Annotated in this window: 15 protein-coding genes; 6 read left to right on the top strand and 9 right to left on the bottom strand. The window is 69.2% G+C overall.

What is annotated here, in order from left to right; genetic code table 11:
- Positions 1–47: 47 nt before the first annotated feature.
- Positions 48–641 carry a thymidine kinase gene (locus tag OXG83_12005; protein ID MCY3965754.1) on the bottom strand — a complete coding sequence of 198 codons (594 nt, stop codon included), beginning with the start codon at positions 639–641 and terminating at the stop codon, positions 48–50.
- A gap of 126 nt (positions 642–767) precedes the next feature.
- Between OXG83_12005 and OXG83_12010 the strand changes: the two genes are divergently transcribed.
- On the top strand, positions 768–1,157 hold the full coding sequence (locus tag OXG83_12010) for an iron-sulfur cluster assembly accessory protein (protein MCY3965755.1): 390 nt from the start codon (positions 768–770) through the stop codon (positions 1,155–1,157).
- Positions 1,158–1,175: 18 nt separating this feature from the next.
- Positions 1,176–2,525, top strand: coding sequence for an aminotransferase class I/II-fold pyridoxal phosphate-dependent enzyme (locus OXG83_12015; protein MCY3965756.1), 1,350 nt, complete (start codon positions 1,176–1,178; stop codon positions 2,523–2,525).
- An 8-nt stretch (positions 2,526–2,533) separates the two neighbouring features.
- On the opposite strand, the gene OXG83_12020 is transcribed toward OXG83_12015, so the two are convergent.
- Positions 2,534–3,223: a molybdenum cofactor biosynthesis protein MoaE gene (locus tag OXG83_12020; protein ID MCY3965757.1), complete on the bottom strand. Its 690-nt coding sequence runs from the start codon at positions 3,221–3,223 to the stop codon at positions 2,534–2,536.
- 61 nt (positions 3,224–3,284) lie between these two features.
- Here OXG83_12020 and OXG83_12025 point away from each other — a divergent pair, with 61 nt between their 5' ends.
- The 3 genes from OXG83_12025 to OXG83_12035 are packed head-to-tail and all read left to right on the top strand — an operon-like array spanning position 3,285 to position 5,224.
- Entirely contained in the window at positions 3,285–3,989 is a 705-nt protein-coding gene (locus OXG83_12025) for an HAD hydrolase-like protein (GenBank protein ID MCY3965758.1), read from the top strand.
- Entirely contained in the window at positions 3,986–4,960 is a 975-nt protein-coding gene (locus tag OXG83_12030) for a hypothetical protein (GenBank protein ID MCY3965759.1), read from the top strand. Before OXG83_12025 ends, OXG83_12030 begins: the two co-directional genes overlap by 4 nt.
- A gap of 33 nt (positions 4,961–4,993) precedes the next feature.
- A complete protein-coding gene (locus tag OXG83_12035; protein MCY3965760.1) occupies positions 4,994–5,224 on the top strand; it encodes a type II toxin-antitoxin system prevent-host-death family antitoxin in 231 nt (76 codons plus the stop codon).
- A gap of 16 nt (positions 5,225–5,240) precedes the next feature.
- Here OXG83_12035 and moeB read toward each other — a convergent pair whose 3' ends face one another.
- From moeB to OXG83_12050, 3 genes are read right to left on the bottom strand one after another with little or no spacing between them, the layout of a single operon-like run.
- Positions 5,241–6,692 (bottom strand): molybdopterin-synthase adenylyltransferase MoeB, encoded by a 1,452-nt coding sequence (moeB, locus tag OXG83_12040; GenBank protein ID MCY3965761.1) that lies wholly within the window; start codon positions 6,690–6,692, stop codon positions 5,241–5,243.
- A gap of 34 nt (positions 6,693–6,726) precedes the next feature.
- Positions 6,727–7,185, bottom strand: a complete 459-nt coding sequence (locus tag OXG83_12045; GenBank protein ID MCY3965762.1) for a M67 family metallopeptidase — start codon at positions 7,183–7,185, stop codon at positions 6,727–6,729.
- Positions 7,186–7,229: 44 nt separating this feature from the next.
- Entirely contained in the window at positions 7,230–8,237 is a 1,008-nt protein-coding gene (locus tag OXG83_12050) for a cysteine synthase family protein (protein MCY3965763.1), read from the bottom strand.
- A 126-nt stretch (positions 8,238–8,363) separates the two neighbouring features.
- On the opposite strand from OXG83_12050, the gene OXG83_12055 reads away from it, so the two are divergent.
- Complete coding sequence (locus OXG83_12055) at positions 8,364–8,990, top strand: sulfite oxidase-like oxidoreductase (GenBank protein MCY3965764.1); 627 nt, start codon at positions 8,364–8,366, stop codon at positions 8,988–8,990.
- 91 nt (positions 8,991–9,081) lie between these two features.
- Here the strand turns inward: OXG83_12055 and OXG83_12060 are convergent, their stop codons facing one another.
- The 4 genes from OXG83_12060 to argB are packed head-to-tail and all read right to left on the bottom strand — an operon-like array spanning position 9,082 to position 13,095.
- Positions 9,082–9,540: an arginine repressor gene (locus OXG83_12060; GenBank protein ID MCY3965765.1), complete on the bottom strand. Its 459-nt coding sequence runs from the start codon at positions 9,538–9,540 to the stop codon at positions 9,082–9,084.
- Positions 9,537–11,054 carry an argininosuccinate lyase gene (gene argH, locus OXG83_12065; protein ID MCY3965766.1) on the bottom strand — a complete coding sequence of 506 codons (1,518 nt, stop codon included), beginning with the start codon at positions 11,052–11,054 and terminating at the stop codon, positions 9,537–9,539. The genes OXG83_12060 and argH overlap by 4 nt, the downstream gene beginning before the upstream one ends.
- Positions 11,051–12,229, bottom strand: coding sequence for an aspartate aminotransferase family protein (locus OXG83_12070; protein ID MCY3965767.1), 1,179 nt, complete (start codon positions 12,227–12,229; stop codon positions 11,051–11,053). Before OXG83_12070 ends, argH begins: the two co-directional genes overlap by 4 nt.
- Positions 12,226–13,095, bottom strand: coding sequence for an acetylglutamate kinase (argB, locus tag OXG83_12075; protein MCY3965768.1), 870 nt, complete (start codon positions 13,093–13,095; stop codon positions 12,226–12,228). Before argB ends, OXG83_12070 begins: the two co-directional genes overlap by 4 nt.
- Between the last annotated feature and the right edge of the window lies 1 nt (position 13,096).

The following is a 13,096-nucleotide window of genomic DNA, read 5'->3' on the forward strand; positions in this document are numbered from 1 at the left end:
GATAGGTGTAGATCCTCATGAAGTCGTGATCTCGCCGCGAGCGGGTGCTAGCAGGCGCGAACTTCCTCGGCTTCACCCGACGAGTTGTAGCAGCGGCGGCAGCGGGCCTCGTAGGCCTCCGTGTCCCCGACCAGTACCTGCTGCTCACCCGCGGCGATTCGGAGCGAGTACTGGGCGGCGGCGCCGCAGCGCACGCAGACGGCATGCATCTTGTCGACGTACTCCGCGATCGCCATCAGCTCCGGGATCGGCCCGAACGGCCGGCGCCGGAAGTCCAGGTCGAGGCCGGCCACGATCACCCGTACGCCGAGGTCGGCGAGCTCCGTCACCAGGTCGACCAGACCCCGGTCGAAGAACTGGGCCTCGTCGATCCCGACGACCTCGACGCCGAGACTCAGCTTCTCGCGCATCTCGTCGCTCGACGCCACGGTCACCGCGGACAGGCTGCGGTTGTCCCGGGTGCGCAGCACGTCCGCCTCGCCGCCCCGGGTGTCGGTCGCGATGCGGAACACCTGGACGCGCTGGCGGGCGATCAGGGCCCGGCGCAGCCGGCGCAGCAACTCCTCGCTCTTGCCCGAGAACATGCCGCCGGTGATCACCTCGATGCAGCCGCCGTCGCCCCGGCCCTGCTCCCGGATCACAGGCCTTCTCCGCTCGCGTCACGGCTGCCCGCGGCGGGCCGCATCGAACCCTCCAACGTCCCGGTCAGCACGCCTCGATGATACTCTCGGGCAACGAGGCCGCCCATCGCGCGCCTCTGTGAACAGATGCCTGAGATCGACTTCCCTACCCCGCCGGCACCGACGCCCGCACCCACGCAGGTACCGGACACGCTGCATCTGACCGCCAAGGCAGTGCGCATGATCAAGCTCACCCGCGAGGACGAGGGCCTGTCATCCGACCACGGCCTGCGCGTCGCGGTCCGGGGCGGCGGCTGCAGTGGGTTCGAGTACGCGCTCGACTTCGAGACGAATCAGCGCGAGACGGACGAGGTCTTCGAGTACGACGGCCTGCAGGTCTACGTCGATCCGATCAGCGCCCGCTATCTCAAGGGCACGACGATCGACTACCAGCTCGGCGTCGCCGGCACCGGGTTCAAGTTCTCGAACCCCAAGGCCGTCGGCACCTGCGGCTGCGGTTCGTCATTCGCCGTCTAGCGGCTGCGCGGCACCGGCATGCCGCCCAATGGACTCAGCCGCCGTACCCTACTCCGAAGCACCGGCACCAGCGTCCTCCTCGGCGCTGCCGGCGCCCCCGGGCTTCTGAACACCCGCCACGCCTCCGCACAACCCAGCCAATCCACACCCGCCACCGACTTCGACGAAGTCTACGACCGTCGGGGTACCGACAGCTCCCGCTGGGACGGCCCGATCGAGCAATACGGCTCCGGCATCGTGGCCGCCATGGGCGTCTCCGACATGGACTTCCGCGCGGCCCCCTGCATCACGCGGGCACTCGCCGAGCGCTGCGCCCACGAGAACTGGGGCTACATACGCCGCTCCGACTCCTACGCCGAAGCGGTCGTGGCCTGGAACGACCGCCGCTACGGTGTTGAGATCGATCCGTCCACCCTCGTCTTCACCACCGGCGTGCACCCGGGCATCGTCGCCGCGCTGCGGACTTTCTCGCCCCCGGGCACCCGTGTCCTCATGACGACACCCACCTACGACGGCTTTTACGGCGATCTGTGGTTCACGCGTACGGTCGCGGATGACAGCGAGATGATCGTCGACGCGGACGGCCGCTACTCCATCGACTTTGACGACTTCGAACGGCGCGCCCAACGTTGCAACGCCTTCCTCCTCTGCAACCCGCAGAACCCGACCGGCAACCACTGGTCCCCCGAGGACCTGACCCGCCTCGGCGAGATCTGCCTGAAGCACCGGGTAGTCGTCCTCGCCGACGAGATCCACTGCGATTTCGTCACCCGCGGGAGCACCTACACGCCCTTCGCCACCCTCGACCCCGAGATCGTGGCCAACAGCCTCACCTTCAACTCCGGGACCAAGTCGTTCGGGCTCTCCGCGATGAGGCTGGGGTGGTACTACAGCACCAACCCCGATCTGCTGGAGCGCGTCAAGGCCAACACGCGCGCCGATCTGAACCCGCTCGCACTGGTGGCGATGCGGTCCGCGCTCGAGGAGGGCGCCCCGTGGCTGGACGAACTGATCCCCTACATCGACGCGAACCACGACCTAGCCGAGTCGCACATCCGTGACACACTGCCGGGTATCCGCTACGCGAAGGCGCAGGGCACCTACCTCGCCTGGCTCGACGTGGCGGAGTTCGCGGAGCGGATCGGAGCCGTCCAGACCGCCGCGCGCGAGAGCGCCGACGCGGTCTATCCGGTGACCCCCGAAGCGATTGTTCAGCGATGGTTCGCGGAGAACGCGGGCGTGTTCCTGAACCAGGGGCCCTGGTACGGCACCGGCGGGGCTGGACACATGCGCATGAACCTGGCCTCTTCACGCAGGATCGTGGAGCTGGCTTTGAACAACATGGCCGAGGCGCTGGCCGAGGCCTGACTGCGGCGCTAGTCCAGCGGTTCCTCCTCCCGCCAGGAGGACTCTCCGTCCGCGTAGTGCTCCCGTTTCCAGATCGGCACTTCGGCCTTGAGGCGTTCGAGAGCCAGTCGGTTCACCTCGTAGGCCTGACGGCGGTGGGCGGATGCGGTGGCGATGACTACGCTCGCATCGCCTACTTCGAGTGTGCCCAAGCCGTGGACAATCTCGACGCGGGTTCCGGGTTCAGCCGTCTCGAGCTCGTTCACGATCCGTTCAAGGCGCCTCTCCGCCATCGCCGGATACGCGGAGTAGGTAATGCGCTCCACGGGGCGGCCGCCGAAGGAGTTACGGACGTTGCCGACGAAGACGACGACCGCTCCCTTGCCGGCGTCCTCTACGCCGGCGCGTACGGAGGCCACCGTGTCCGCGTGGACGGGGCCGTCCCGCAGCCGTCCGGCAGAGGCACCGCAGGAGCCGCCCGACACCGGGGGCAGCAACGCCACTTCGGCGCCGTCGTGAAGCGTGACGGTCCGGTCCCCGGCGACTTCCCCGTCGACGGCCACTGCCAGGCGCGGCCAAAGGGCTTCCAGACCCGGATATGCCGCCGTCAGGCGCTCGACCAGGTCGGCGACCGTGCTGCCGTCCGGGAGGTCGTGTTCCGTCTCGGCGCTGCCTACAGCGTCCAGCGCGGTGGCGAAGCTCAGCACCCGTACGATCAAGACGGGGAAAAGGCTAACAGGGCGGATAGTCTCCCCGCTTACTTCTGACTCCGGCTAAGCCATGCGGCTCCTGCTCTTCGACATCGACGGCACCCTGGTTCGGTGCGGCCCGCAGATCGGGCCCATCTTCATGGGCGCGCTCAAGCGCACCTTCGGCCGGACCGGCAACGTCCGCGCCTACGACTTCGGCGGCAGGACGGACACGGAAGCGGTCATCGACCTGATGACCGAGGCCGGCCTGCCGCGCGCCGAGGTCGAAGGCCGCCTGGGTGAGGTGCGCTCCCACTACAGCGACCTGCTCAAGCGGCTCGACCCGGACCAGATGAGGCTTCTGCCCGGCGTCGTCGAGCTGCTCGAGGAATTGGCCGCCGCAGAGGACACCTGCGTCGCACTGCTCACCGGCAACTGGGAGATCGGCGCCCGGGCCAAGCTGGAACCCTTCGACCTGAACCGCTTCTTCGACTTCGGCGCGTTCGGCGAGGACGGCGTCAGGCGCAATGAGCTGGTACCTGTCGCCCTAGAACGGGCAACGAGCCGGCTGGGCACTCCGGTGGACGGGAGCCATGTCGTCATCATCGGCGACACTGTCCGCGACATCGCCTGCGGCGACGCCCATGGCGTCCAGGTGCTCGCCGTGGCAACCGGCTTCACACCCGACCACCGACTGGAAGAAGCCGGCGCCCGCTGGGTCGTGCCAGACCTGCGCCACGCCTCCGTGCGGGAGATCCTGCTCGACGGCCACGACGCCTCGCGACGGACGCCATGAGCTTCGAACGCGGCGTCGAACTGCTCACCACCGGAGCCGCCCTGTGCGAGCCCGTCCCGACTTCCCGGCTGGAACTGATGGGCCCCGACCGCGAACGTTTCTTCGGCGGCATGGTGACCGCGGCAATCGAAGGCCTCGAACCCGGCGGCGGTCGGTTCGGCTTCATCACCGACGTCCGCGGCCGCATACTCGCCAGCGCTTCCGTGCTGGCGCTCGCAGACCGCCTGTGGCTCGAGATTCCGAAAGGCCGCGGCAGGACGATCATCGAGCACCTGGAGAAGTACATCGTCACCGACCAGGTCGAGATCCTGCCGCTCGGCGACATGGCCTCGGTGAGGATCGCCGGGCCGAAGAGCGCCGAAGTCCTGACCGATCTCGGCGCCTCAGCGGCCCGCGACCTGACCGAGCCCTGGAGCCACACCCAGGTCGAACTGCTCGACTACCAGGCCCGCCTGGTCCGCGACGGTCACGGCGGGGTGCCTGCCTTCTCCCTCTGGCAGTCCTCCGCGATCGCGCCGCTCATGGCCGACGACCTGGCCGAAGCAGGCTTGCAGCGAGTCGGCCGCGAGGCCACCGAAGCCCTCCGCATCGAAAACGGCCACCCGCTCTGGGGCACCGACTACGACGACTCCAACCTGCCCCAGGAGACCGGCATCGAAGACGCCGTCGACTACGAGAAAGGCTGCTACCTGGGTCAGGAGATCGTCGCCCGCATCCACTATCGCGGCCAGCCGGCCCGCCGCATGTGCCGGCTCGTCTTCGAGCCCGGGCACAACCCGGCCGTCGGCGCCGAAATCGAGTTCGACGGCCGAACCGCCGGCACGATCACCAGCATCTCCCCGTCGCCGCACGAGGACGCCGCCATCGGCCTCGCCCTGCTGCCGCGACGGGCCGTCGAGGCGCTGCCGGAGGCGCGGGTGCGGATCGAAGGCCGGGCTACCCGCTTCGAAGCACTCGCTCCAGAGACCTAGGGGGAGAGCACCAGCTCGGCGGTCACTCCCACGATGCGAACAGTAAGCGTCACCGCGGCGAAGGCCCAGCTATCACGCCTGCTCGTTCAGGTCGAGCGCGGGGAGGATGTCGTGATCACCCGCCACGGCGAACCAGTCGCCAAACTCATGGCCTATCGCCCCCGAGCCCGACGCCAGTTCGGGGCTCTTCGAGGGCGCGTCTCGATCGACGAGCGCTTCTTCGAGCCGCTCCCGGAAGCCGAGCTAGCCGCCTGGGCGAACTAGGCCGGCGGCCACACCCTCAGTACCGCGGCAACGACGGATCGACCTGCTCCGCCCAGGCGTCGATCCCGCCGGCCAGGTTGTAGGCCTGCGGGAAGCCGTTGTCGCGGAGGATATTCGTTGCCCGGGTCGACCGCGGGCCGTGGTGGCAGTGGACGACCCAGAGCTTCGAGGGGTCGAGCTCGGCTAACCGGCCTTCCAACTCGGCAACCGGAATCAGGGTCGAGCCGTCAATCCGGCAGATGGCGTACTCCTGCGGGCCCCGGACGTCGAGGATGCTGAACTCCCGGCCGTCGTTCATCCAGGACTGGACCTGGGGCGGGGTGACGTCGATCATGTCGTTGAGCGCCGGCTCCTCGGCGACGGCGGGGACACCGCAGAACTGCTCATAGTCGATCAGCTCGGTCTGGGTCGGATTCTCGGAGCAGACGGGGCAGTCCGGGTTCTTCCGCAGCTTCAGCTCACGAAAAGACATGCGCAGCGCATCGAAGAGCACCAGCCGGCCGATCAACGGGTCGCCCTGGCCGATGATCAGCTTGATCACCTCGTTCGCCTGCAGGCTGCCGATGATGCCGGGCAGCACACCCAGAACTCCGCCCTCGGCGCATGAGGGGACGAGTCCCGGCGGCGGCGGCTCGGCGAACAGGCAGCGGTAGCAGGGGCCCCTGGCGCCCCAGAACACGGACACCTGGCCCTCGAAGCGGAAGATGGACCCGTAGACGTTCGGCTTGCCGAGCAGGACGCAGGCGTCGTTGACGAGATAGCGGGTCGGGAAGTTGTCCGTACCGTCGACGATCAGGTCGTAGTCCTCGAAGATCTCCAGCGCGTTGCTCGAGTTGAGCAGCACCGGGTGCGGCGTGAGTTCGATGTGCGGGTTCACCTCGCGCAGACGTTCGACCGCCGCGTCGATCTTCGGGCGGCCGACATCGGCGTTGCTGTAGAGCAACTGGCGGTGCAGGTTCGACTCGTCGACGACGTCGAAGTCGACCAGGCCGAGGCGGCCGACACCGGCCGCCGCGAGGTACATGCCGAGCGGCGAGCCGAGCCCGCCGGTGCCGATCATCAGGACCTTGGCGGCCTTGAGCTTCAACTGCCCCTCGGAGCCGACCTCCGGCATGATCAGATGGCGGCTGTAGCGGAGGATCTCCTCCGGGCTCAGCTCCTCAGCCTGAGCGGCCACCGGCGGCTCCGCTACCGTGCCGCCGGCGATCGACGGGATGATCGCCAGCGTCGCATCACCGTTGATCGGCGTCGCCTCCCGGCCCAGGTAGCGCACGTCTTCGTCGTTCAGGAACAGGTTGACGAAGGTGCGCAGCTTGCCGTCGTCGCCGAACAGGTGGGGTCGCAGCCCCTCGTACCGGGTGACGAGCTGCTCCATCGCCTCGCCGACGGTGGCGGCGGCCACGGCAACCTCCGCCTGCTCGTCGGCGAAGCCTCGCAGTGGAGTGGGGATCTGTATGAGTACGGTCATCGTCGGTCTCCGTCGGACTCGGTCTTGTACGTGTTCAGGTCGCGGGCGGTTCAGGGAAGCGGATCGGTTCCTCGTCGAAGCGGGAGCGGTCGTCGCTGAGACGCCAGCTCCGCTCGTCCCTGGCGCGGCCCTCGCGCACCGAGACGATCAGATAACTGTAGCCCGGCCAGGCGTGGTCCCGGTCAAAGTCGCTGGGCCGTGAGGGGTGATCCGGGTGCGAGTGGTAGTAGCCGACCACGTCCAGGCCGTCGGCCCGTGCCTCCCGCTCGGTCCGCAGGATGATCTCGGGCGGGATCAGGTAGCGGTTGTGCCGACTCTCGTCCTCACGTTCGTTCTCGGCGCCGACCAGCCGCACGACCCGGGCCAGCACCGAACCGTTGGCTCCAACCGCCTTCCCGATGCTGCCGACAAGGATGCCGCAGCACTCCTCCGGATAGGTGGCCTCGCCGTGGGCGCGGATGCGGGCCAGGTCGTCTGGGGACAGTTCGATCATGCTCGAATCTCGGTGCGGTCGTTCCGTACGCTTGTTCCGGCGGCTCAGTCTTCGTCCCAGAACGGCTCGGACAGGTACTTGTCGGCGCCGTCGCAGAGGATCGTGACGACGACGGCGCGCTCCCCGGTCTCCGCGGCGCGCTCGGCGATCCGACGCGCCGCGACCACGTTCGCGCCCGCCGAGATGCCGACCAGCAGTCCGCTCCGGCGTGCGAGCGCCTTGACCTCGGCGTAGGCATCCTCCGTGCTCACCGCGGCCTCTTCGTGCGCGATCTGCGAATCGTAGATGGCGGGCACCAGAGCACTGGGCATGTGCTTCATGCCTTCCAGACCGTGGAACGGCCCGTCCGGCTGCATCGAGATCAGCCGGACCTTCGGCGCACGCTCCGCCAGGTAGCGCGCGGTGCCGCAGAAGGTGCCGCTGGTGCCCAGGCCGGCAACGAAGTGGGTCAGGCGCCCTTCGGTCTGCAGCCAGATCTCCGGCCCCGTGGTCTCGAAGTGAGCCCGCCAGTTGGCGGGGTTGCTGTACTGGTCGACATAGCAGAAGTCCGCCGACGATGCCTCGATCATCCGATGCGCCTCCCGGATCGCGCCGTCGGAACCCTCCATCGGATCGGTGAGGACGAGTTCGGCGCCGAACGCGCCCAGGATGCGCCGCCGCTCGATCGAGGCGTTCCGCGGCAGGCAGAGCGTGACGCCGACGTCCATCGCGGCCCCGATCATCGCGAGGGCGATACCGGTGTTGCCGGAGGTCGCGTCCAGGACGCGGCGACCATCCTCGAGCTGGCCGCTATCGCAGGCCGCGAGCATCATGTGGCGTGCGGGGCGGTCCTTCACCGAACCGCCGGGGTTCGCCATCTCCGCCTTGGCCAGCAACTCCGAGCCGAGGGCCTGCGCGGCCGGCCCCAGCGCGTGGCTGAGGTCGAGCAGCGGCGTGTTGCCGATCCGGGACAACAGACGCCGGGCGGCCGCGCCCAGTCCCGCCGGAATCGGCGGGCCGGCCAGCTCGACGGGGGCTGCGGCGTACTCGCTGGGGGCGGATTCGGTGATCATCGTGCGGACTCCGGCCGGCGGCTCGGGCGAGCCACGACGGGGCGAACGGGAATTGTTGACCAAAAGGCTCACATTTGACAACCATCCCGATGCAAGGCCCGCCCTCAGCCGATACTCTTCACCGCCATGGACGATTCCCCCAGGCGCGGCGACGACCGGATCCCCCCCGGTCAGTACGTCACGAAGAAGTGGCCGGTGCTGTCCGTCGGCGATACGCCGGAGGTCGACGTGGCCGGGTTCGAGTTACGGCTGTTCGGCCGCGTTGAGGCCGAGCACGCGTTCGACTGGCAGGCACTTCAGTCGCTGCCGCGGCGCGAGGTGACCGCCGATTTCCACTGCGTGACCCGCTTCTCGACCCTGGACAACCGGTGGTCCGGGTTCTCGACCCGTGACGTCCTAGCTGCCGTCACCCCGACAGCTGAGGCCACTCACGCCATGCTCCACTGCTACGGCGGCTACACGACGAACCTGCCCCTTGCCGACCTGCTCTCCGAGCACGCTCTGTTCGCCGACCGCCACGGCAGCGAGCCGCTGCCGCCGGACCACGGTGGCCCGCTGCGCCTCGTCGTGCCGCATCTCTACGCCTGGAAGAGCGCGAAGTGGGTGACAGGCGTCGAGCTCCTGAGCTCCGACGAGCGGGGCTTCTGGGAACGGAACGGCTACCACACCTACGGCGATCCATGGGAGGAACAGCGGTTCTCGTCGCAGGAGACGAGGCAGGCGTGGCAGGTGCGGCGCGCGGTCCAGGGCTGAGGATTCGCGCTCGCCGCTTCGCGGCGCGTTCTTCCGCGGGTCAGAAGACCCGCGGTCACAGCCGGCGAGAGCGCCGGCGCACCCAGTGAAGTCAGTCGTCTTCCAGGAGCGCCGCCAGGGAGTCGCGGATGTGGTCGCGGTCGGCGGCGCTCTTGACGACGACGAGGACGGTGTCGTCGCCGGCGAGGGTACCGGCGACTTCGGGCCAGTCGGTCTGGTCGAGGGCGACCGCGAGGGCGTTCGCGTGGCCGCTGCGGGTCTTGAGCAGGATCAGCGCCTCGCCTTCGTCGAAACCGGTCACGAACTGGCGCAGGGCCCTCTCGATGTCTCGCCGGGGTGGACTCGCGGCCTGCTCCGCCGGCGCGTAGCGGGAGCCACCTCCCGCGAGCGGCACCTTGACCAGGCCGAGACGGCGCACGTCGCGCGACACGGTGGCCTGGGAGACATGGATGCCGCGGCGGTCGAGCGCCTTCAGGAGTTCCCTGTGACTCGACACGGGCCGCTCGCCGATGATGTCGAGGATCGCTCCCCGCCGGATCGCCGGACTCATTCGTTGCCCCCCGGGATCGCTTCCGCCAGCAGTTCACCGCCAAGGTGAGCGCGGTAGATCGGCGGCGGTTCCAGTTCGCCCAGCCAACGGCGTTCTTCCTGCAGACGCTCCGCGGCGAGTTCGACCTGCTCGGTCACCTGTTTCGGCGCCGGCCCACCGTAGCTCGCGTGCGCGGCGAGCGAAGCCTCCGGGCGAAGCGCCGCCAGCAGCGCGCCTGTGTCCTCGATCTCGGGAACGAGTTCCCGGAGCTCCGAGCCCGAAACTTGCCAGAGCTCGACGCCTCGCTCTTCGGCCGCCCGCACGACGGCGCCGGTGCGCTCGTGGGCGCTACGAAATGGCACGCCGGCCATGGCGAGGTGATCGGCCAGATCGGTGGCGGTGATGTAGGCGCCTTCGAGCGCCGATGCCATCGCGTCGCGGTCGAACTCGAGGCTCTCGGCCAGCACCTTCGCCACTCCGAGGGAGGCCTGGACCGTGTCGAACGCGTCGAACAGCGCCTCCTTGTCCTCCTGCAGGTCGCTGTTGTAGGTGAGCGGCAGGCCCTTGATCGTCACCAGCAGCGAGACGAGATCGCCCACCGCGCGCCCCGACTTGCCGCGCAGGATCTCCGCCGGTTCCGGGTTCTTCTTCTGGGGCATGATGCTCGAACCCTTGGCGGCCCGGTCCTGCAGCCGGGCGAAGCCGAACTCGCTCGACGTCCAGAGCACGATCTCCTCGGCCCAGCGCGAGAGATGCACCATGAGCAGCGCGCAGGCGAACAGGGCCTCGGCCGCGTAGTCGCGATCGGCTACCGCCCACATCGCGTTCGGATACGGGGCCTCCATGCCGAGCAGCTCGGCGCTGCGGTGCGGATCGATCGGGTGCGGCGATCCGGCCATCGCACCCGCCCCCAAGGGGCAGAGTCCCGCGGTGCGGTGCGCCCGCCGCAGCCGCCCGGCGTCGGCGAGCGCGGACCACGCGTGGGCCAGCAGGTGCTGCGCCAGGCTCGTGGGTTGACCGCGCTGCAGGTGGGTGTACCCCGGAAGCGCTGTGCCGGTGTGCTGCCGGGCGCGCTCGATCAGGGCGTCGGCGAAGTCGACAAGTCCGGCGACCGCGAGCTCGATCTCTGCCCGCTGCCACAGCCGCAGCGCCACCGCGGTCTGGTCGTTCCGGCTGCGCGCGATGTGCAGGCGCCGCCCGGAGTCGCCGATCTCTTCGGTCAGTTGCCGCTCGATCCAGGTGTGGACGTCCTCGTCCGCACCGCCGACCTGGAGGTCACCTGCCTCCACGCGCCTCAGCAGGGAGCTCAGGCCTTCGAGGATCGCAGAGGACGACTCCCGGTCGATCACGCCGGTGTCGAGCAGCATCCGGGCGTGGCCCAGACAGCCCACCAGGTCCGCCACCGCGAGCCGGTGGTCGAACGGCAGCGAGCGCGTGTATGCATCGACCACCGGATCGACGTCCGATGCGAAGGCGCCACCCCAGAGGCGCGCGGCGGAAGGGCCCGCACTTCCTGGCGGGTTTCGGGTGTTCAAGCGGCGGCTTCCTCCAGCGCGTGGCCGAGGATTCCCACCGCGCGTTCGATCTCCAGATCGTGGACCACGAGCGGCGGCAGCATGCGGATGCTGTGCGGCCGCGGAGCCTGAACGATCAGGCCGCCCTCGAGGCAACGGTTGACGACGTCGGGCGCATCCGGCGTGCACTCGACCGCGGTCATCAGCCCCTGGCCGCGGACCTCCGTGACCAGGCCGCTCGCGCCGAGCTGTCCGAGCAACGCGCGCAGGTACTCGCCGGCCCGGGTCACACGCTCGAGGAAGTCCGTCTCGAGCACCGTCTCGAGCACCGCCACGACCGCCGCGCAAGCCAGGGGATTGCCGCCGAAGGTGGTTCCGTGGGTGCCGGGAACGAGAGCCGCGGCGATCTCTTCCTTCGCCAGCACGGCTCCCACCGGGACGCCACCGCCGAGACCCTTCGCCAGGGTGATCACATCAGGTTCAAGCCCGTAGTGCTGGAAGCCGAAGGCGCGGCCGAGACGCCCGATCCCCGTCTGCACCTCGTCGAGAACGAACAGGGCGCCTCGCTCGCGGCAGAGCGCCTGTAGTCCTTCCAGGTAGCCCGCCGGCGGTTCGATCACTCCGGCTTCCCCCTGAATCGCCTCGATCAGCACCGCGCAGGTCGTGTCGTCGATCTCGGCCGCGGCCGCATCCAGGTCACCGAACGGCACGGCGGTAAAACCCCCGGGCATCGGCCCGAAGCCGACCTGATAGGCGGGCGTGCCGGTCGCCGCAAGCGCCCCGAGAGTGCGGCCGTGAAAGCCGCCCTCGGCAGTCACGATCCTGTGCCGTTCGCCCGAGCCGTCGCGGTCGTAGGCGTAGCGGCGCACGAGCTTGATCGCCGCCTCGACCGCCTCGGCGCCGCTGTTGCAGAAGAAGGCACGGTCGAGGACGCCGCCGGTCGCCTCGACCAGCATCCGGCCCGCCCGCTCCTGCTCCGGGATCTCGTACAGGTTCGATACGTGGAGATAGCGGCCCGCCTGACGCTTGATCGCGTCGGTGAGCGCCGGGTGATTGTGACCGAGGGACGACACCGCGATGCCCCCCATGAAGTCGAGGACCTCACGGCCCTGCCGGTCCCAGAGGAGCGCGCCGTCGCCGTGGCTGAACGCCACGGGCGCCCTCTTGTAGTTCGCGAACAGGCTGTCGTCGCTCATCTTCCAGTCGCTCCAGGGTTCCCAGGTTCCTTGATCATCGTGCCGATACCACCCTCGGTGAAGAGCTCGACCAGCAGCCCGTGGGGCTCGCCCGCGGCCAGGATGTGGGCGCTCGTGACCCCGGCCTCGAGCGCTGTCAGACAGGCCCGCACCTTGGGCACCATGCCGGCCGAGACGACGCCGGAGTCGATCAACTCCCCGGCTTCCCCGGGCGTGAGCCGCGACCTGAATCGGCCGTTGTCGCTGATCCCACGCACATCGGTCAGCAGCAGGAGTTTCTCCGCCGCGACTTCGGCGGCCAGCGCCGCGGCGGCCGTGTCCGCGTTGATGTTGTAGGTCTCGCCGCCCGGCCCGACGCCCAGCGACCCGATCACCGGCACGTAGCCGGAGTTCGTGAGCTGGTCGAGCAGCGAGGTGTCGACCTTCTCGATCTCGCCGACGAAGCCCAGCTCGTCCGATCGCGGGTGGGGCCGCACTCTGAGCAGGTCGCCGTCCTTGCCGGTTAGCCCGACGGCCCGCCCGCCTGCGCGCTGGATCATCCCGACCAGACGCTTGTTCACGGACCCGCCCAGGACCATCTCGACGACGCGCATCGTCGCCCGGTCGGTGACCCGCAGGCCGTCGATGAACCGCGGCTCGACTCCCATGCTCTGCAGCGTGGTCGTGATCTCGGCGCCGCCGCCGTGCACCAGCATCGGCCGCAGGCCGGCGCTCCGCAGCAGCACCACGTCGTCGATCAGGGTGCCGAACTCGTCGCCGGCCATCGCCCGGCCGCCGTACTTGATCACGACCCGCTTGCCGCGCCACGCCGATGCGTAGCGCAGCGCCGCCGCCATCTCCAGGCCCAGATCCCGATCCGTTTTCATG

The organism is Acidobacteriota bacterium (assembly GCA_026707545.1).
In the GTDB taxonomy this organism is placed as follows: domain Bacteria; phylum Acidobacteriota; class Thermoanaerobaculia; order Multivoradales; family Multivoraceae; genus Multivorans.